General features: G+C 67.4%; 19 protein-coding genes. 6 read left to right on the top strand and 13 right to left on the bottom strand.

All coding sequences use genetic code 11. The features are described 5' to 3' along the window. Positions 1-66 precede the first annotated feature (66 nt). Positions 67-945 carry an ArgP/LysG family DNA-binding transcriptional regulator gene (locus HDA45_RS25245; protein WP_184899283.1) on the top strand — a complete coding sequence of 293 codons (879 nt, stop codon included), beginning with the start codon at positions 67-69 and terminating at the stop codon, positions 943-945. A gap of 66 nt (positions 946-1,011) precedes the next feature. Here HDA45_RS25245 and HDA45_RS25240 read toward each other — a convergent pair whose 3' ends face one another. Both HDA45_RS25240 and HDA45_RS25235 read right to left on the bottom strand, forming a co-directional pair. Next, on the bottom strand, positions 1,012-1,740 hold the full coding sequence (locus HDA45_RS25240) for an MAE_28990/MAE_18760 family HEPN-like nuclease (protein WP_184899281.1): 729 nt from the start codon (positions 1,738-1,740) through the stop codon (positions 1,012-1,014). 8 nt (positions 1,741-1,748) lie between these two features. Further along, positions 1,749-2,864, bottom strand: coding sequence for a GmrSD restriction endonuclease domain-containing protein (locus HDA45_RS25235; protein ID WP_184899279.1), 1,116 nt, complete (start codon positions 2,862-2,864; stop codon positions 1,749-1,751). A 155-nt stretch (positions 2,865-3,019) separates the two neighbouring features. Here HDA45_RS25235 and HDA45_RS25230 point away from each other — a divergent pair, with 155 nt between their 5' ends. Then, a complete protein-coding gene (locus tag HDA45_RS25230) occupies positions 3,020-3,607 on the top strand; it encodes an HhH-GPD-type base excision DNA repair protein (protein WP_184899277.1) in 588 nt (195 codons plus the stop codon). On the opposite strand, the gene HDA45_RS25225 is transcribed toward HDA45_RS25230, so the two are convergent. The 4 genes from HDA45_RS25225 to HDA45_RS25210 are packed head-to-tail and all read right to left on the bottom strand — an operon-like array spanning position 3,608 to position 5,837. Continuing rightward, positions 3,608-4,174, bottom strand: coding sequence for a GNAT family N-acetyltransferase (locus HDA45_RS25225; RefSeq protein ID WP_184899275.1), 567 nt, complete (start codon positions 4,172-4,174; stop codon positions 3,608-3,610). Between the two features lie 7 nt (positions 4,175-4,181). Then, positions 4,182-4,775: a hypothetical protein gene (locus tag HDA45_RS25220; protein WP_184899273.1), complete on the bottom strand. Its 594-nt coding sequence runs from the start codon at positions 4,773-4,775 to the stop codon at positions 4,182-4,184. Further along, positions 4,757-5,401 carry a spermine/spermidine synthase domain-containing protein gene (locus HDA45_RS25215; RefSeq protein WP_184899270.1) on the bottom strand — a complete coding sequence of 215 codons (645 nt, stop codon included), beginning with the start codon at positions 5,399-5,401 and terminating at the stop codon, positions 4,757-4,759. Before HDA45_RS25215 ends, HDA45_RS25220 begins: the two co-directional genes overlap by 19 nt. Before the next feature lie 22 nt (positions 5,402-5,423). Then, a complete protein-coding gene (locus HDA45_RS25210; RefSeq protein WP_281400953.1) occupies positions 5,424-5,837 on the bottom strand; it encodes a TrmH family RNA methyltransferase in 414 nt (137 codons plus the stop codon). 208 nt (positions 5,838-6,045) lie between these two features. On the opposite strand from HDA45_RS25210, the gene HDA45_RS25205 reads away from it, so the two are divergent. Continuing rightward, positions 6,046-6,234, top strand: a complete 189-nt coding sequence (locus HDA45_RS25205; protein ID WP_184899266.1) for a DUF1918 domain-containing protein — start codon at positions 6,046-6,048, stop codon at positions 6,232-6,234. A gap of 3 nt (positions 6,235-6,237) precedes the next feature. Here HDA45_RS25205 and HDA45_RS25200 read toward each other — a convergent pair whose 3' ends face one another. Further along, the gene (locus HDA45_RS25200) at positions 6,238-7,407 is read right to left on the bottom strand and encodes an MFS transporter (RefSeq protein WP_184899264.1); all 1,170 of its coding nucleotides are present in this window, start codon (positions 7,405-7,407) and stop codon (positions 6,238-6,240) included. A gap of 277 nt (positions 7,408-7,684) precedes the next feature. Here HDA45_RS25200 and HDA45_RS25195 point away from each other — a divergent pair, with 277 nt between their 5' ends. Beyond that, on the top strand, positions 7,685-8,005 hold the full coding sequence (locus HDA45_RS25195; protein ID WP_184899262.1) for an ArsR/SmtB family transcription factor: 321 nt from the start codon (positions 7,685-7,687) through the stop codon (positions 8,003-8,005). A gap of 195 nt (positions 8,006-8,200) precedes the next feature. Further along, positions 8,201-9,373 carry an MFS transporter gene (locus tag HDA45_RS25190; protein WP_184899260.1) on the top strand — a complete coding sequence of 391 codons (1,173 nt, stop codon included), beginning with the start codon at positions 8,201-8,203 and terminating at the stop codon, positions 9,371-9,373. 19 nt (positions 9,374-9,392) lie between these two features. Here HDA45_RS25190 and HDA45_RS25185 read toward each other — a convergent pair whose 3' ends face one another. Then, positions 9,393-9,692, bottom strand: a complete 300-nt coding sequence (locus tag HDA45_RS25185; protein WP_184899258.1) for a DUF3017 domain-containing protein — start codon at positions 9,690-9,692, stop codon at positions 9,393-9,395. Between the two features lie 117 nt (positions 9,693-9,809). Here HDA45_RS25185 and HDA45_RS25180 point away from each other — a divergent pair, with 117 nt between their 5' ends. Continuing rightward, positions 9,810-12,545 carry a TNT domain-containing protein gene (locus HDA45_RS25180; RefSeq protein WP_246480781.1) on the top strand — a complete coding sequence of 912 codons (2,736 nt, stop codon included), beginning with the start codon at positions 9,810-9,812 and terminating at the stop codon, positions 12,543-12,545. Between the two features lie 69 nt (positions 12,546-12,614). Here HDA45_RS25180 and HDA45_RS25175 read toward each other — a convergent pair whose 3' ends face one another. From HDA45_RS25175 to HDA45_RS25155, 5 genes are all read right to left on the bottom strand, one after another. After that, the gene (locus tag HDA45_RS25175; RefSeq protein WP_184899253.1) at positions 12,615-13,202 is read right to left on the bottom strand and encodes a pentapeptide repeat-containing protein; all 588 of its coding nucleotides are present in this window, start codon (positions 13,200-13,202) and stop codon (positions 12,615-12,617) included. 4 nt (positions 13,203-13,206) lie between these two features. Beyond that, a complete protein-coding gene (locus tag HDA45_RS25170; protein ID WP_246480780.1) occupies positions 13,207-14,292 on the bottom strand; it encodes a reverse transcriptase family protein in 1,086 nt (361 codons plus the stop codon). A gap of 139 nt (positions 14,293-14,431) precedes the next feature. Next, entirely contained in the window at positions 14,432-14,914 is a 483-nt protein-coding gene (locus HDA45_RS25165; RefSeq protein ID WP_184899251.1) for a VOC family protein, read from the bottom strand. 68 nt (positions 14,915-14,982) lie between these two features. Then, entirely contained in the window at positions 14,983-15,492 is a 510-nt protein-coding gene (locus tag HDA45_RS25160; RefSeq protein WP_184899249.1) for a hemerythrin domain-containing protein, read from the bottom strand. A gap of 106 nt (positions 15,493-15,598) precedes the next feature. Continuing rightward, a complete protein-coding gene (locus HDA45_RS25155; RefSeq protein WP_184899247.1) occupies positions 15,599-18,952 on the bottom strand; it encodes an error-prone DNA polymerase in 3,354 nt (1,117 codons plus the stop codon). Between the last annotated feature and the right edge of the window lie 2 nt (positions 18,953-18,954).

Below are 18,954 nucleotides of genomic sequence, written 5' to 3'. Positions count from 1 at the left end.
GCGAACGACACTAGGAAGCGGATAGTCAACAGTACAGCTAAAGATTCTTACGTAACATTAGCGTTCGTGACGACAGAATTACCGCTGGACCTCGTCCGCACGCTCCTGGCGGTCGCCGACGAAGGCACGTTCGACGCGGCGGCCTCGGCCCTGCACGTGACGCCGTCGGCGATCAGCCAACGCGTGAAAGCGCTCGAACAACGCACCGGCCGGGTCCTGCTGATCCGCACGAAACCGGTGCGCCTGACCGAATCCGGGCAGGCTGTCGTGCGCTTCGGCCGTCAGCTGGCCCTGTTGGAAGCCGACACCCGGGCCGAACTCGGCCTGACCGCCGATGACGAACCCGTCCGGCTGCCGATCGCGGTGAACGCCGATTCGCTGGCGACGTGGTTCCTGCCGGCGCTCAAGCGCGTGCCGCCCGAGCACAAGATCTGCTTCGAACTGCATCGCGAGGACCAGGACCACACCACGACCCTCCTGCGGGAAGGCCAGGTGATGGCGGCCGTGACGTCGTCCCCGGATCCGGTCGCGGGGTGTTCGGTGCACCGGCTCGGGCACATGCGCTATCTGGCCGTGGCGAGCCCGGCACTCGGCACGGACCTCGACCTCGCCGAAGCCCCCGTCGTCGTCTTCGGCCGCCGTGACGACCTCCAGGACCGCTTCGCACGCGAGCGAGGCACGATCGCGAGCTCACTGCGGCACTACGTCCCGTCTTCGGAAGGGTTCTTCGACGCCGTCGCCTCCGGGATGGGCTGGGGCATGGTGCCGCTCGCGCAGATCGGCGACCGCCTGCGCGACGGCACGTTCGCCTGCCTCGACCCCGGTCACCCGATCGACGTACCGCTGTTCTGGCAGCGATGGAAGCTCGACTCCCGCGCGCTCGCGGCGGTGTCGGCCGCCGTCACCTCCGCGGCCGCGGACCTGCTCGTCGACCCACACGGATGAGGACGCGCGTACCGGCCCGGTCGTGAGATCCTGGGCCCATGACCCGGGCCGGTGCGCTCAATGCGGCTATCGCAGCGAACAACTATATTCTATTCTTCCCGAAATCAGCTCATCAATCGCCTCTGCAACCTTCAAGAGAAAGAGTAGATAGTCGCGCACTTCGGAATTGACAGGCTTTTCGGTCAAGTCGCCATGTGCGATTTTGTTTCTTTTGCCTACGATCTCCTGCAATTTAACGCCGACATTGACTTTCGCCAGCCCTCCTCGCGAACGCACATCTCCTTGAATGTCACCAATAGGATCGTCGACTCCTACTAGCATCAATGCCGCTCCCAGAGATTCAGGGCCAGCATTGGTGAACTGCCTCGCAAGAACTGACCCCGAAATCAATCTCGGGTTAATACTTCGATCTTCATCCCATAAATCAGAATAGACGGCAAAAAGGCGCCGCATACGGAGCGCACGCTGTTTCCCGTCCTCAGTCTGGGAAAGCTCCCGTATTCTCTCTTTAGTGAAGAGATCCAGCAGTGCATCCGGAACTCTCCGAGAAGGCGGCTTGGCATCACATATAGCGTCCACATATTCTGCAAGCGACGACTTGACAAATCCCTCAAAGTGAGCGACGAGCATGACAAGACCAGCCCTCGATAGGGCATTCTTCAAATCTCGACTATCCCGTCGATCCCCGGGCTCGGGGAGAGACTTTTCGGGACGCCCTTCGGCGTTCAGCAGGACCTCGACTTCCCGTATGCTGTCAACAAAGCTTTTCAAGGACTCTGTTTTGTAATCACCCATCCGAAGCCTCACTTAAGCGCAATCGGCGGCAGATCACACGGAACGCCTATACGCTTCAGACCGTCAGCAAAGGCATGGGTCCTGGTTCGCATCCTAAGACGATCAGCGGTCGCTCGACCAATCGCCGTACTAAAGTCGTCATCGGTGATGAGTCGCTGTCGAAGTTGTCGAACCTCATCCCCGTTTTTCATCGCTTTAGATCTATCCGCGTAAGCCAGCGGCAGCATTATCGCGTCAAAGAGCGCCTTGTTGAAAGCACCGAGTTGCTTGCCCGCACTTTTGGCAGGCAACCGGAAGGCTTCCTTCCCGAAAATGTAAGACACGGTTCTGCATGTATCTTCAAAAACCTGAAGCTCACCCCTCCGCGGACGCTCCTTCCTATGATCGCGCATGTATCCGTTCAATAGTTGCCGCAGCGGCGGCTTATATGAGCTAAAGTCGTCATACAACGCGAAGAACCTCAAGGCAAGCTCCGCATATTCCATCCGCTGATTCTGCAGCCCGCCCAAAATTCCCGTGAAGTACGCGTTTTCCGCCAGTTCCTTGAGCGATGTATTCAGCTCGCCACGGTAAATACAGTTCCGCAACTCTTGATGCGCCAGCCTGGCAGAACCAGTATTAAGCCTCTCGAAGACATCGAATTTGATGTCGGGATGCGAGTCCTCTGTGATAACTATACAACGCACGGTCCGATTTTGAAGGCGACGCTGATCCTTGGGCGACATCTGTGAGAATGTCAGCCCATCCAGCTCTCGAAGAACAGATACACCCCGGAGAGGAAAATCATCCTCCAGAAAGTTCTTGATTGTAGTTATTCGCTGAAGGCCGTCGATCACCTCATAGGTGCCGTCTTCATTCTCCGCAAAATAGCAAACCGGGACCGGGATGTTGATCAAAAAGCTCTCGATGAGCCTGCTCGCCTTGGCGCGATCCCATACATACTTTCTTTGATACTCGATATTCAGCAAAAGTCGACTGCGTTCAATGTCGTCGACCAATGTGGCAAGCGAAAGGTCATAAGGTTGGGTAACTAGTCGACGCTCAGAAAGACTTATCTCCAAGGGTTCCGACTGATCATCGGCGCCATCCTCATCAAGATCATTTTCGAAGAGGTCTTCCTGCACGTCTAGCTCCCACCCTCAAACCTTCGTTGGACCCGAAAACTTAGCCCACCTATCCCGCGTTTTCCAGGGAAATAAGGCCCTACCACCGATCTGGATCAACGATAGACCGCAAAGCCGCAGGTGACGTTGGGGTGCGGTCGTGAGATCCTGGGCCCATGACGCGCGCATTGCACCTGGTCGGGGACGAGGAAGCGGACCGGCTGCTGACCGAGGATCCGTTCGCGCTGCTCGTCGGGATGCTTCTCGACCAGCAGTTCCCGATGGAACACGCGTTCCGCGGCCCGCAGAAGATCGCGGACCGGATGGACGGTTTCGACATCAAGAAGATCGTCGCGATGGACACCGAGACGTTCGTCGAGCTTTGCGTGGTCCCGCCCGCCATCCACCGCTACGGCGGCTCGATGGCGCGACGGGTGAAGGACCTCGCCCAGCACGTCGTCGAGGTCTACGACGGCGACGCGGCCGGGATCTGGACCGCCGGGCGCCCGAAACCGGACGGCCCCGAGGTCCTCAAACGGCTCAAGGCGCTGCCCGGCTTCGGCGACCAGAAGGCCGCGATCTTCCTCGCGCTGCTCGGCAAACAGCTCGGCGTGCAGCCCAAGGGCTGGCGCGCGGCCACCGGCTCGTATGGCGACCGCGGCTCCCGGCGTTCGATCGCCGACGTCGTCGACACGAAGACCCTCGGCGAGGTGCGGGCGTTCAAGAAAGCGGCGAAGGCCGCTGCCAAGGCTCCGGCGAAGTAGCTACCCCTTCGCGGCTCCCGGCCACGGCCCCGGCGTCTCGGCGGGCAGTTCGGCTTGCTCGGTTTCGGTGCGGAACAGCCGGAAACCGCGTGCCTGGTAGTTCTTGAGCGCGGCGGGGCCGTCCGTGGTGCAGGTGTGGACGGTCACGCGGCGCGTCGCCGTCTTGCCCGGCCAGCGCCCCGCGAGCGCCCATGCCTCCCGGAGCGCGACGGTCAGCAGATGCCCGCCGATGCCCTTCCCGACGAAGGACGACATCAGGCCGAAGTACGCCAGCTCGACGTCACCGTCGCCGCTGCCGTCGAGTTCGAAGTAGCCGCACGGCGTCCCCTGCACGTACGCGACCCAGGTCTCGACGCCCGGCCTGTCCAGCCACTCGACCCACTGTGACCACGTCCAGCCGAGCCTGTCGATCCAGAACCAGTCGCCGCCGACGGCGCTGTAGAGGTAGCGGTTCAGCTCCGGGCTGACCAGCTCGGAGCGGGTGACCGTCACCGGTACGGCGGGCGGTTTCGCCGTGCTCAGGTCGTCCGGCGAGGTCTGTTCGAGGTGCCAGGTCGTGATCTCCATACGGGGATCATTTCAGCCATACCCGCAGCGGTCCGAGTGCCGTGTAGCCGTTCATCAGGGCGGCGTCGAGATCGTCGCCGCGTTCGTAGCCGGTGATCGGCAAGCCGGGGAAGCTCGCCGCGACGGCCGAGGTCGCGCCACGCCACGCGTCGTCGAGACCGCCGTGAGTGTACAAATTGGACAGTCCGGCGAAGTCGCCGTCACGGTTGGCCGTCACACCCGAGACGCCGTCGGACCACACCGCGACGGACGGGTCTTCGAACCGGTCCTCGTCGCGGAACCAGCCCGGTTCGAGCGGCACTTCGGCCGTCCGGGCGATCCACGTGGCTTCGAAGAGCACCTTGAAGCCCGCTTGCGCAAGATCCAGGCAGGCGAAGCTGTCCTTGACCGAACAACCCGGTGACGTGTCGATCCCGTCCAGCACTTCGGGCACCGTCGCGTCCTGTGACAGGGTCACCGCGTCCGGGTACAGCTGCGGCGACCGGCGTGCCGACTTCCAGACATGAAGCGCGAAAGTCCCGGCGAACCCGTGCGCCCGGCACACCGTGTCGCACCAGCGGGCGTTGACGCGCGCGGCGTCCGCTACACCCGCGCGAACCACAGCACGTCCGGTTCGCCTTGCGGCACCGGGATTTTCAGCTCCCGCACTTCCCCGAACCGCGCTCGCAACCGCCTCACGAACGACGGCACCGACTCGGCGCTCCACACCGCGAGCACGCCGCCGGGCCGCAGCCGCGCGGCGAGCATGTCGAGCCCGTCGTTCCGGTACAGCTTCGCGTTGCCGTCGGTGACCGTCCACTCAGGACCGTTGTCGATGTCGAGGCACAGGGCGTCGAACCGCTCCTCCGTCCGGCGCAACCACTTCACCAGATCGGCCTCGACCACGGTGACCCGCTCGTCGGAAAGGGCGTCGTCGTGAACGTCCCTGAGCGGACCGTCGCGATTCCACGCGATCACGGCGGGTTCGCGCTCGACGACCACGATCTCGCCGACGCCGGGGTGATCCAGGGCGGCGCGCAGCGAATAGCCGACCCCGAGACCGCCGATCAGCATCCGCGCCTTGCCCGGCACCAGATCGGCCGCCACCGAGACGAGCAACCGTTCGGATTCCCCGTTCCGGGTGTCCATCAGGAAGACGCCGTTGGCGATGACCTCGAAGTCTTCTCCCGTCCGGCGAAGCACCAACTCGCCGCTTCTCCCCGCCACCGTGTCGAGTACGTCGGTCATCCAGGCAGCCTATCGGCGACGGTCACAGCAAGCCCGCCATTTTGTACAACACGAGACTGCCCGCGACGGCGACATTGAGGCTCGCGCCCATGCCCACCATCGGGATTTCGACGACGGTGTCGAGCAGATCGAGCGCTTCCGGCGGAATGCCCTGCTGCTCGTGGCCCAGCACGACGATCGCCCGGCCCCGTGCGGGCGGGAGATCGGCGAGGCGCACGGCTTCGTCGGCGAGTTCGACGCCGACGACCGCCGTACCCGCCGCCCGCTCCCGCGTCAGCCAGCCCAGCGGGTCGTGGACCCAGTGCACACAAGCCGGACGGCGCAACGTGTTCCCGCGGCGCAGCGCCTCCGGCACCCACGGAAACCTCGGCACGGCAAGGCAGGCACCCACCGCGTCACAGGTTCGCAAAAGAGTGCCGAGATTCGCGCCGTGCAGCGGCCACAGCGGTGCCGCGACGAGATGTCCCCAGCAGGAATGGGCTTTTCTTCTTCGGGCCGCACGCAGTTCCGAGGGGGTGCGGACCCGGATCGACGGGCTCACCGGCGGTGAGGCGTCGCGCCTCCGAGGATTTCGAGGATCATGCCCACACTGTAGCGGGATCACCTCCGCCGCTCCTAACCTTGAAGCTTCGGAGGTGGTTCTCATGCAGGCGACCGTCGGAGACGAAATCCACGTGCACGGACGCACGGTCGGATCGGCCGAGCAGCGCGGCGAAATCCTCGAAGTACGCGGCGAACACGGTGGCCCGCCGTATCTCGTCCGGTTCGCCGACGGGCACGAAGGGCTGGTCTTCCCCGGCCCTGACTGCGTGGTCCAGTCTCGCGCCGAGTAGGCGTCACTCGGCCGGCGCGGGCTGCCTCACGCGGCTCCGCCAGCCCGCCACGACCACGGCCGCGGCGATCGCGGTCAGCACCGCCGCGATCTCGGGCAGCAGGAGCGGCCCGCCGCCGCTGAGCACCGCTCCCCCGACCAGGCCGGAGAGGCCGACGCCGAGATAGATCGCGGACGCGTTGAGCGAGAGGACGAGCCCGGCGTTCTGGCTGGACAGCTCGATCAGCCGGTGCTGGATCGGCGGGTTGATCGACCAGGTGGCCAGTCCCCAGAGGAACAGCACGACGGCCGCGCCCGCGACGCTGGTCGCCACCAGCGGCAGCATCGCGAGGACGACGGTGATCCCGGCGAACACGACCAGCAGCGGCGCCCTGGCGCCCCAGCGGTCGGTCGCACGGCCGCCGAGGACGTTGCCGAGCGCGCCGCCCGCGCCGTAGACGAACAGCAGCAGGCTGACCGTCGTGCCGTGGACGCCCGCCGTGGCCGACAGGACCGGCGAGATGAAGGTGTAGACGGAGAACGCGGCGAGGCAGCCGAGCACGGTCGCGCCGAGCATGGCGAGGACGCGCGGGTCCTTGGCGACGGTGAACCGTTCGGCCAGCCGGACCGGAGGCGGCGCCGGGACGGCGGGCAAGACCATCCGGACCGCGAGGGCGCCGAGGAGCGAGAAGGCCGCGACGAGGCCGAAGACGGCCTGGTAGCCGACGCTCTGCGAAAGGACACTGCCGAGCGGGACCCCCAGGATCGTCGCGATGGTCAATCCGCCGAAGACGAGCGCGACCGCGCGGCCCCGGCGTTCCGGCGAGGTGAGTTCGGCGGCGACGGCGCTCGCGGCCGGGGTGAAGACCGCCGCGCCGATCGCGGTGACGACCCTCGCGAGGAGCAGGGTCACGTAACCGGGCGCGAGGGCGGCGAGGGCGTTGCCGATGGCGGTGACGACGAGGGCGGCGACCAGAAGCGTCCGCCGTTCCCAGCGGCCCGTGACCGCGGCGAACAGCGGTGAGCCGACCGCGTACGCGATGGCGAAGGCGGTGACCAGCTGAGCGGCGGCCGTCTCGGAGACCCCGAGCTCGCCGGTCAGCGCGGGCAGCAGCCCGGCGACGACGTAGCCGCTGGTGCCGACCGCGAAAGTACCGAGCGCCAGCACCGCGGTCCTAGGTGGTGCGAAAGTCATGACTCCCCAGCTCCAGACCCCTTTTACGCCCTCTTCCCGCTTCCGGCCGAGATCGCGTTTAGCCCGCGAAAGTCGCTCCGGGCCCCTGTCGCCCAGGTGCCGCCCGGATCGCGATTAGCCCGCGAAAGTCGACCTGGGCCCTGGGGCACCTGGCCGGCACCGGATCGCGTTTAGCCCGCTAAAGTCGCATGGGGTCGTTGTTCGATGGTTGTCGTAGTTCGATGGAGACCGTACTACGAACTCGCGGAAAGTTCGAGGGGCGTCGTACTATGGGCGGATGGCCGCGACCACGACCCCGCAGTACGTCTACCCCGGACAGGACGAGATCCGGATCGAGGCGGTCCTCTCCGCGCTCGCCGACCCGGTGCGGCTCGACATGGTCCGGCAGCTGGCCGAAGCCGGCACCGAGATCTCGTGCAGCGGTTTCGACGTCGCCGTGACCAAGTCCACACTCACCCATCACCTGCGCACCCTGCGCGAAGCGGGCGTCATCATGGGCCGCCAGCAGGGCACCGCGCGCTACAACTCCTTGCGCCGCAAGGATCTCGACGAGCTCTTCCCCGGCCTCCTCCAGGGAGTGCTCGCCGCCCGCCGCTGAGGGTGGGCAGCCTCACCCGAAACCGGGATGACAAAGGCCCCCTCGATCCGTTGAACTGGACGCAGGGCAGCTCGTCGACGCACGCGCCGAACGCGCTGTCTTCTTTTGTGCCCGAGACCTAAATCGATTCAGCTGCCCATCCGCGACGCTGGGCGAGTAATCGTTTACTCACGTACGACCCTCGAAGGGAGAGCCGTGCCCGTCGCGCTGCTCGCGCTCGCCATCGGTGCCTTCGGCATCGGGACCACCGAATTCGTCATGATGGGCGTGCTGCCCGAAGCCGCCGCCGATTTCGGCGTGTCGATCCCGTCCGCCGGCTACCTCATCTCCGGTTACGCCCTCGGCGTCGTGGTCGGCGCCCCGCTGCTCACCGCGGTCGCCGTCCGGCTGCCGCGCAAGACCATGCTGCTGGCGATGATGGGGCTGTTCACGCTCGGCAACGTCCTCTTCGCGCTCTCGCCGAACCAGGAGTTCGGCGTCGCCTTCCGCTTCCTCGCCGGCCTGCCGCACGGCGCGTTCTTCGGCGCCGGCGCGGTCGTCGCGTCCAGTCTGGCCAAGCCGGGCGAGCGTGCGAAGGCCGTCTCGATGATGTTCATGGGCCTGACCTTGGCCAACGTCGTCGGCGTCCCGCTCGGGACACTCCTCGGCCAGAAGGTCGGCTGGCGCGCCACCTTCGGCGTCGTCGCCGTGATCGGCCTGCTCGCCATGGCCGCGATCGCGAAACTGGTCCCCCACCAGGGCAAACCGGTCGAGCCGTCGCTGCGCGGCGAACTCGGCGCTTTCCGTCGTCCGCAGGTGTGGCTCGCGCTCGCGATCGTCACCTTCGGCCTCGGCGGCGTGTTCGCCTGCCTGTCCTACATCGCGCCGATGCTGACCGACGTCACCGGCTACTCGCCGTCGAACGTCACCCTGCTGCTCTCGCTGGCCGGGGTCGGCATGACGATCGGCAACTACCTCGGCGGCAGGCTCGCCGACAAGGCGCTGATGCCGAGCCTCTACGTCTCGCTGTTCGGGCTGGCCACCGTGCTGGCGATCTTCACCTTCACCGCGAACGGCAAGGTCGGCGCCGCCGTGACGATCTTCTTCGTCGGCCTCGCCGGCTTCATGATCGGCCCGATGATGCAGGCCCGGATCATGGAGAAGGCGGGCGGGACGCCGTCGCTGGTCTCCGCCGCCGTGCAGTCCGCGTTCAACATCGCGAACTCGATCGGCGCCTACCTCGGCGGCCTGGTGATCGCGGGCGGCCTCGGCCTGGTCGCGCCCAACTGGGTCGGCGCGTCACTGGCGGTGCTGGGACTCTCGCTGGCCGTCGTCTCCGGCGGTCTCGACCGCCGCGAGGCCCGGCTCACCCCGGCCATGGCCTCCTGACCGTCCACCGGTGGTCCTCTCAGGACAGAGGGCCGCCGGTGATCGTGAAGGCGATGAAGAGGATCAAGACAGAAAGCGCGCCATAAGTCAGGACGTCGACAGGCTTGCCCCGGATCGCCAGCAGCCCGGCCTTCGCGTCGGGCAGGACCGCCCTCAGCAGTCCCGCGAGCAACAGCGCCCCGCCGATCAGCACGGTCCCCTGACGCCAGTGGTACTGGCCGATCCGCAGGGCGGCGACGGCCACCACCACCATCACCAGCAGGAACGGCAGGTGATGGAGCAGTGCCCCACGGTCACGCCGCTGTCCGGCCAACGTCATCAGTCCTCGTCCTTCACGGCCTCGCGGGCAAATCGGTTCACGCCGTCAGTATCCCGGGTGAGTCATCCGGCAGCAGGTCAGGGCGTCTTCCACATTGTCAAGAGCGGCAAAACCCACATGCGGGGTGCACACGAGCGCGGATACGGTCAAAATGTGACCGTGGCACAACCGACGACTCAGCTGAACGCGACCGAGCAGGACACCCTGGTCAAGCAGATCGGCCTCGCCCTGCTGCGGGCCGCGCCGCGTGATTGGCGGAAGGTGACCGCCGAGTACCGAGCCGTCGGCAGGTACCACGAGATGACCGGCGAGATCATCACCGAGGACGGCACAGCGCACGAGTGGGTCGCGACCCACGACATCGCGACGCTGTTCGGCAGACTCCGTGCCGGGATGTACCGCGACGGCCGCGGCACCTGGTTCAACGCCCGGTACCAGCTCGATCACCCGTCCAGTTACAACCTCGAGTACAACCGCGACGAGCCACAGTGGCGTCTCGCGCCGCCTCCGCAGGCACTCTCCGACGAGCTGCGCATGTTCCCCCGCTCCGAGGAGAACGTGCCCGAATGGCTGATCCGGCGCATGTCCGGCCTCAGCCCCGAGCAGCCGGGACCGCATTTCCGCATCGCCCGCATCTTCGACACCATCGGCCCGGCCGGACGTCCGGTGATCAACCGGCCCGACCTGGAGATCGAGGAGCAGGACAGGCTGCTCGAGTACCTCGATCACGCGCCGCTGGTGGTCACCGAGCGCGGCTACGACATCGACAGGCTCGCGCAGACCCCCGAGGCCACCGTCCCGGTCGCCTTCCACAGCGACGGACAGTGGATCTGGCCCGCCGCCGTCAACTTCTACCTGCGCGAATACGGCGTCTCACCGGAACTCGACCTGATCGACCACGTCCGGCAGAACGGCTTCACGCTGCCCGAGGTCGACGACCCGACGCTCCAGGCCGCGGCGGGGTACCTCACCCGGGGGAATCAGCCCCCGCAGCAGCGCCCCAACGGGGGGCCGGGTGGGCCCGCGGGTCCGCCACCGCAGGGCCCGCCGCAGAACGGTCCGGTGCCGAACGGTCCGCTGCAGAACGGTCCGGTGCCCAACGGGCCCGTGCCGCCGCAGCAGGCCGCGGTCAACCAGGGCGGCGCCCCCGGCCAGCCGGGTCCCAACGGTCCGGTGGGCCCCGGCCCGAACCAAGCGGCTCAGCCGCCCGTCCCGCCGCCGCACCAGCAGCAGCAAGGCCCGGATCCCGCCGTGGTGGCGGCCGCGGCCGCGGCGCCGGTCGCCGCCGCGGCGGCGGCCGTTCCCGCCGCCGAGGCGAGCGTCCCGGATCAGGCCGAGCAGGCCCAGCGGTACGAAGAGGACTACGACACCCAGGACTACCAGGCGCAGGACTTCCACGAAGCCGCCGCCGAGCAGCAGTACGAAGACGGCTACGAAGACGGCTACGCGCACGAAGAGGCCCCGTTCCACGAGTCCGAACAGGACGCCTACACCGATGAGGCCCGGCAGGACGACCGCGCCGAGCCCGAGCCGGCGCCGCGGATCGCCGACCCGGAGGCCACCACGTACGCGCGGCCCCCGCAGATCGACGCCCACGAGCCGCCGCACGAGGAAGAGCAGGACGAGACCCAGCCGTACGCGCCTCCCGAGGAAGAGGCGACCACCGGTTACACGCCGGTCGAGCAGGCCGACGCCGGTCCTGAGCTGCCCCTCCTCACGCACGACGCGGAGCCGCCTCCGCTCTCGGACTCCGAGGTCACGCAGGTCGACGGCCCGCAGCAGGAGCGGGGGACCTTTGCTACCGCCCCCGTGTCCCGTCCGGAGCCCGAACCCCAGCGCGAGGAAGCACCGCGCCGCGTCGAGCACCCCGTGCCGGTGCTGAACGAACTGCAGTCGAAGTTCGACGACCTCGACGTGCCCGACGACGTCTACCGCATCGGCTCTCCCGCCGAGCACGGCTGGAGCGTCGAGCAGGTGGACGGCGGCGGCTGGCGGGTCGGCTGGTACGACGGGAAGCTGACCAACCCGGCGGTGTTCGGCGACGCCGAGGACGCGGCCGCGTTCATGCTCGGCAAGGTCCTGCTGAACCCGAACGGCGCCCCGCCCGCCGACGAGCAGCACTTCGACGAGCCGCCCGTCGTCGAACAGCAGCCTGTCGAGGAGCCGCCTCCCGCTCCGGCACGGCCCGTGCTGGCGACGCTCTCCCCCGAGATCGCGACGGGTTCGCATCCGGTGCCGCCGAGGGAGTCGATCCCGGCACAGGAGCAGACGGCGTTCACGACGGCCGAGGAGCTGCTCGGGGACGATTTGGACGACGAGCCCGCTCCCGCTCCGGTCCCGCCCGCGCCCCCGGTGCGGCCGCCGAACCCGGCGCTGGCGAGCCCGCCGCCCGCTCCGCCCCGGCGCGAGCCTCCGGTGACGCCGTCTCCGCCGATGCGGCGCGAGGAACCGGCCCGTCCGCCGGTCTCGCCGAACGCGGGACCGCCCGACGCCAAGCAGAACTGGCCGATCTCGCCGCTCAACGGCGAGCCGCCGCTGACGCTGTTCCGCGGCAAGGAACTGCGTGAGCTGCCCGCGGGCAGCGAACTGGACCGTTTCGGCGGCCCGAACGGCAACCTGACCTACGCGGCCGGGACGCCGTTCGAGGAGCGCTCGCTCGTGCCGGAGTGGGTGAACCGGCCGTATCACGTGTACCGCGTGCAGCGTCCGCTCGAGGCGCTCGCCGGTGTCGCGATCCCGTGGTTCAACCAGCCGGGTGGCGGCTCGGCGTATCTGCTGCCGGCGTCCATCGAGGAACTGCTCGCCGAGGGCGACCTCATCGAGCTGGACCCGGGCGAACCGCCGATCGACTAGCTCTCGAACGTCATGAAAGGGCCCTTCCCGGCGGAACTCGCCGGGAAGGGCCCTTTCATGACGCGGGCTTCAGTGGATGACGAGGCCGTGCGCGGCGGCGTAGGCCACCGCGGTCTCGGTGTCCACGTGGACGCCCGAAAGGTTCGCCTGCACCAGGCCGTTGGCGTCGATCCGCGCGCCGCGCAGGTCGGCACCCACGAGCTTCGCCCCGGCCAGCCGGGCTCCGGTGAGGTCGGCGCCGCGCAGATCGGCGCCGGTGAGATCCGCCTCGGTCAGGTTGGCCTCGCGCAGCCGCAAGCCGGAGAGATCCACTTTGGACAGTCGATTGCGGCTCAACGAGACCAGCGACAGATCGCATTCGGTGAACGCGATCTTCTGGAACCGGCAGTCCACAAAGGACGATCCGAGCATCGAACAGGAGCTCCACCGTGTGCCGGCGAGCACACTGCGGTCGAACGTGCAGGACCGGAACGCCGATGCCTCGTGCCGCGAGCCCTCGAAGTCGGCCTTGGTGAAGTCGCACTGGTCGAAGGTGCAGCCCTGGGTACGCAGCCCGCGCAGGTCGGCCTCGGTGAAGTCGCAGCCGACGAAACTGCGTTTTTCCCACCATTGCTGGGAAAGGACGGCTTCTCGATAGTCTTCGGCGGTCTCGATCACCCGTTCAGGATCGCATACTCGCTCGAACCCAGGTGATCCCGTCGAACAACGCGCGCAACTTCGCCGCCCGTGCCTCCGACGACGCGGCGATCCAGCCGATACGGCCGAGCAGATGGGCGCGGAAGTCCGGATGCGCGGCCCGGTTCTGTGCCTCGGGCCCGGTCCGGGCGCAGTTGTGCAGCAGCGCGCGCAGGGCGTCGTAGTCGGCGCGCGTCGCGGCGGGCGCGCTGTTGACCACCAGGCCCGCGACCCGTTGCCGCTGATGCGCACCGGCGATCGACGTCTTGTCGTCCCGCAGCCGGAACCCCTCGCCGGTCACGATCCGCCGGACGCCGGGCAGCAACCGGTGCAACGGCAGCGAATCCCCGGAGAACGCCAGATCGTCGGCGTACCGCGTGTAGGCCGCGCCCAGTGACAGCGCGAGACCGTCGAGCCGCCGGTCCAGATGGTGCGTGACCGCGTTCGCGACCGCGGGCGAGGACGGCGCGCCCTGCGGCAGATGCGTGGCCGCCAGGTTGCTCAGCAGCCGCGCACGCGCGGGATCCCGCCGCCCGCCGGGCACGGTGGCGAGGACGTCGGGCGGGACGGCCGTGGTGAGCACGCCCGCCAGTGCCTCCGCCACGGCGGGCGGATACCCGGCGAGCGCGAGCAGCGCCGAGATCCGGCGCGCGGACACCGTCGGGAAGAACCCTTCGAGATCCATCCGGACCACGGTTTCCCGACCGGCGTGCGGGGTGGCGCAGGACAGGGGTGACCGTCCGCGCCGGAACCCGTGCGCGGCCTCGTGCACCGGCAGCGCCTCGACGACGTGCCGCAGGATCCGGCGCTGTAGTTCGGCGAGCCGCGGCTTCGGCCGCTCGATGAGCCGGACCCCGCCCGAGGCGGTCGGGATCCAGCGGTAGCCGTAATGCCGGACCGGATCGGCCGCTCGCCGGTTCCAGCCCTTCGCGTCGGCGAACCACGAGAGTTCACCGGGCGTCAGGTCGAGCGCGGCGGCGCACTCGTCGAACGTCGTCCAGCGGGCGACCTGCCACCGCCAGACCGGCATCGGCCCGAGAAGCGACGCGGAGGTGACTTTTTCTCCTGTCATCCGCGCGAACCCGCACGCGAAGCATGCCGCTCTCGCGCGGGGCGCCTTGTCTTGCTGTCCTCGTACTCCCCGGGGTTGCCCCGGAGTGGGTGGTGATCCACCGGCTCACCTCCGCGTCGCGATCACCACCCTACCGAATTCAGCGGGTCGGGATGATCTTCGAACCCGACACGTACTTCATGGCCTCGATGAACTTCGGATCGTTCATCCGGCGCTCCATCTCCGGGAAGTCGAGGTCGACCAGCCGGGTCTGGATCCACCACAGGTTGCCGAACGGGTCGAGCACCCGGCCGACGCGGTCGCCGAAGAAGAGCTCGGTCTGCCTCGTGACCTCCTTGGCGCCCGCCTCGATGGCGCGGCGTTGCGTCTCCACGCTGTCTTCGACGTAGAGCCGCAAGTACGCCGGGGTCTCGACCCAGTCGTCCTGCGCGTCGAACAGCATGACGACCGAGTCGCCGACGCGGACCTCGGCGTGCCCGATCTTCCCGCCCTCGACGTACACCGGTTCGCCCATCGGCTCGGCGTCGAAGACGCGTTTGAGGAAGTCGATCACGCCCGCGGTGTCGCGCGAGATGATCCACGGGGTGACCGAGTGGTAGCCGTCGGGGATCGGGTTGCTCATCGGAGTTCTCCTCAGTCGTCGTGGTGCGATGAGGAGAACGTTAGAACCCGTATAGGACAGATTATGTCCTAATGTGTTTTCAGCAGGAAGGCCGGTTTCGAGTCCTGCCACTCCGGCATGTCCAGCGAGTCGAGCGCCTCGACGATCCGCTTCTCTTCGTAGCGGAAATGCGTCTCCATGATCGCCGTGAGCCCGTCCAGTTCCCGCTGGACGTACAGGATCTCGGGCTGGCTCGACCCCGGGCCGACCTCGGCGACCAGTTCTTCGAGCCGTTCGATGATCCCGGTCATGACTTCGTGGTCGTGTGCGAGTTCTTCGAGCACCGGCCGCAGCTCGGGGAATTTCTCCGCCAGCACAAGGAAAGCGCCGCCGTCCTCGCCGGTGTGATGTCTGGTCAGCGCCGAGCAGAAGGTGAGGCAATGCGCCCGGAGATCGCGCAGCCGCTCGGCACGGCCGTCCGCGACCGACCCGAGGTCGTCGTGCAGCCTGGCCAGCTCTTTACGCAACCAGTTGTGAACTTGGACGAGTTGATTTCCGAACGCCGTCAACCGGCCGTTCGGCGAAGAAGGGGTTTCCATGATTTCCCATGGTCCGACGCCTCCGCGCCCACGACGGTCTCTTTGCCGGGTGCACTGCGACGTTGATCGAACTACAGCACGGACACCGCCGGGCCGTCAAGTGAGGTCAGTGGAAATCACGGGACTTCGCGGTGATCCGCAGCGGCAGGTGCCGCATCTGTTCGGCGAGGACGTTCACCACCTCTCCGGTGCGCTCGACCACGCCGCGGACCAGCAGCGCGGGACTGCCGCGGGCGACCCGGTGATAGCGCTGCCACACCCCCACCGTGCAGATGACGTTGATCATCCCCGTCTCGTCTTCGAGGTTCATGAAGGTGACGCCTCCCGCTGTCGCGGGCCGCTGGCGATGGGTCACCGCGCCACCGGTCAGCACCCGCGTGCCGTGCGGGATCTCGCGCAGACCCGCCGCCGTGACGACGCCGAGTTCGTCGAGGTTCTCCCGGATGAACTGGGTCGGGAAGCTGTCCGGCGACACCCCGGTGGCCCAGACGTCCGCGGCGGCGACGTCGATTTCGTCCATCCCCGGCAACATCGGCGCCTTGACCCCGGTGGTGAGCCCCGGCAGCTTCTCCAGGCTCTCGTCGGCGACGGCACCCGCCGCCCAGAGCGCGCTCCGCCTGCTCTCGCCGAAACAACCGAACGCGCCGGCCGTGGCCAACGCCTCGACCTGTGGTTTGGTCAGCCGCACCCGCCGGGCGACCTCGGACAGATCCGCGAACGGGCCGCCGCGTTCCCGCTCCTCGACGATCTCCTTCGCCAGGTTCTCGCCGATCATCCGCACGGTGGACAGACCACCCCGCACGGCGAGCAGTTCTCCCCCTTCCGGCAAGGGTTCCAGCGTCGCGTGCGGGAGGCTCGCGTTGATGTCCGGGCCGAGCACCCGCACCCCGTGCCGCCGCGCGTCGGCGACCAGCGACTGCGGCGAATAGAACCCCATCGGCTGAGCGCGCAGCAGCCCGGCCAGGAACGCGTCCGGGTGGTAGTACTTGAAATACGCGCTCGCGAACACCAGCAGGGCGAAGCTCAGCGCGTGGCTCTCCGGGAAACCGAAATTCGCGAACGCCTTGAGCTTGCCGAAAATCTTCTCCGCGAGCTCCTCGCCGATGTCATGCTTCGCGGCGCCTTCGAGGAATCGCCTTTTGAGCCGCTCCATCTTCTGCTCGGAACGCTTCGCGCCCATGGCGTGCCGCAACTGATCCGCCTCCGCCGGGGTGAAATCGGCGACGTCGAGGGCTATCTGCATCATCTGTTCCTGGAACAACGGGACGCCGAGGGTCTTCTTCAGCGCGTTCTCCAGTTTCGGATGGTCGAAATCCCATTTCTCCTGCTCGTTCTTGCGCCGGATGTAGGGATGCACCGAACCACCCTGGATCGGACCGGGCCGGATGAGCGCGACCTCGACGGCGAGGTCGTAAAACTTCCTGGGGCGCAAGCGGGGCAGGGTGGCCAGCTGCGCACGGCTCTCCACCTGGAAAACGCCGATCGCATCGGCGCGGCACAGCATTTCGTAGACGTTCTGATCCTTGAGATCCAATTCGGAGATGTCGACCTCTTCCCCTTTGTGGTCGTGAACCAGATCTATCATATAGTGCAGGGCCGACAACATCCCTAGTCCGAGCAGATCGAATTTGACCAAACCCGCGGCGGCGCAGTCGTCCTTCTCCCACTGCACGACGCTGCGGTTCTCCATCCGGGCCCATTCGATCGGCACGACCTCGCTCACCGGCTGTTCGCAGATCACCATCCCGCCGGAATGGATGCCGAGATGCCGGGGAAAGTCTTCGAGCGCGCAAGCCAGCTCGACGACTTCGCCGGGGATGTCGTGATCGTGGTCCTTCTCCGTGGCCCGCAACGCGCCCCAGCGGTCGATCTGCTTGCTCCACGCGTCCTGCTGGCCGGGCGAGTACCCCAGTGCACGCGCCGCGTCCCGGACCGCGGACCGCGCCCGGTAGGTGATCACGTTCGCCACCTGCGCGGTGTTCAGCCGTCCGTATTTTTCGTAGACGTACTGGATCGCCTCCTCACGGCGGTCGGACTCGATGTCGAGGTCGATGTCCGGATAGCCGTCGCGGTCGGGGGCGAGGAACCGTTCGAAGAGCAGTCCGTAGCGCACGGCGTCGACCTTGGTGATGCCGAGCGCGTAGCAGACCGCCGAATTCGCGGCCGAACCCCGGCCCTGGCAGAGGATCTTCTTCTCCCGGCAGAACCGCACGATGTCCCAGACGATCAGGAAGTAGCCGGGGAAGCCCAGCTTTTCGATGATCTCCAGTTCGTGCGTGATCAGCTTCCGGGCTTTTCGGCGGTACTCGGGAGTTTTGTTCTTCTCGTGGTCCTTCGCGCCCTCAAGGGTGAGCTTCTTCAGGTAGGACGCTTCGGTGTACCCCGCCGGAACGTCGAACGGCGGCAGCTTCGGTGCGATGTGATGCAGTTCGAACGAGCATTCCCGGCCGAGCAGCGCCGCCCGCTGCACGGCACCCGGGTACCGCGCGAAGATCTCGGCCATCTCCCGCCCCGACCGCAGGAACGCCGTCCCCGCGGCGGGCAGCCAGCCCTCCATGTCCTCCAGGCCCCGCCGGGCGCGGATGGCGCTGAGCGCGTCGGCGAGCGGGGCCCGCTCCGGCCGCGCGTAATGCGCCGCCGTGGTCGCCACCGTCGGCAGCCCGAACTCCTCGGCCATCTCGCTCAGCAGGTCGTTGTGCGTACTGTCCAAGGGAAGGCTGTGATCGATGAGTTCGACGTAGACGTTCTCCCGGCCGAAGCAGTCGATGAGTTCCTTCAGTTTCTCCACGGCCGCGACGGGGCCTCCGGTGACGAGCGCCTTGCGCACCGCGCCCTTGCGGCAGCCGGTGAGCACGACGCACCCCCCGCTGACCTCTTCGGCGACCGCGCGCAGATCGTAGACCGGCCTGCCCTTCTCGGCCCTTTCCTTGGGCGACAAGGATTCCCTGTCGAAGCCGTACAGCTGCCCGGCGGTGATCGCCCGGTTCAGGCTCAGATAGCCTTCCTGTTTCTTGGCCAGCAAGAGAAGGTGCTCGCCTTCGGGGTCGGCGAACCCGTTCTGCGGCCCCGACAGGCCGAAGCTGAGCTCCGTGCCGAAGACGGTGTGCACGCCCAGTTCCCTCGCGGCTTCGGCGAAGCGCACCACGCCGTACATGCCGTCGTGATCGGTGAGCGCGATCGCGTCCAAGCCCAACCGCGCGGCCTCCTCCACCAGTTCCTCGGGGTGACTCGCCCCGTCGAGGAAACTGAAGTTCGAATGGCAGTGCAATTCGGCGTACGGCACCCGGTGCGCGGTGGCCCCGTCGTCGTCGCCGATCAGCCCCGAAAGGTCCGCGGGACGCTGGTAGCCCTCCCGCTTGGCACTCCAGGCGGGACTGTCACCGCCGTCGCCGGGCTGGACCTCGCCCGCGAGTTCGCGTGCGAGATCCTTCCACGGCTTCGGAGGGTTGTTCCAGCCCATCG

Source organism: Amycolatopsis umgeniensis (assembly GCF_014205155.1).
GTDB classification, from domain to species: domain Bacteria; phylum Actinomycetota; class Actinomycetes; order Mycobacteriales; family Pseudonocardiaceae; genus Amycolatopsis; species Amycolatopsis umgeniensis.
Note: the sequence above shows the minus strand (reverse complement) of the source record. Positions and strands in the feature narration are given on the sequence as shown.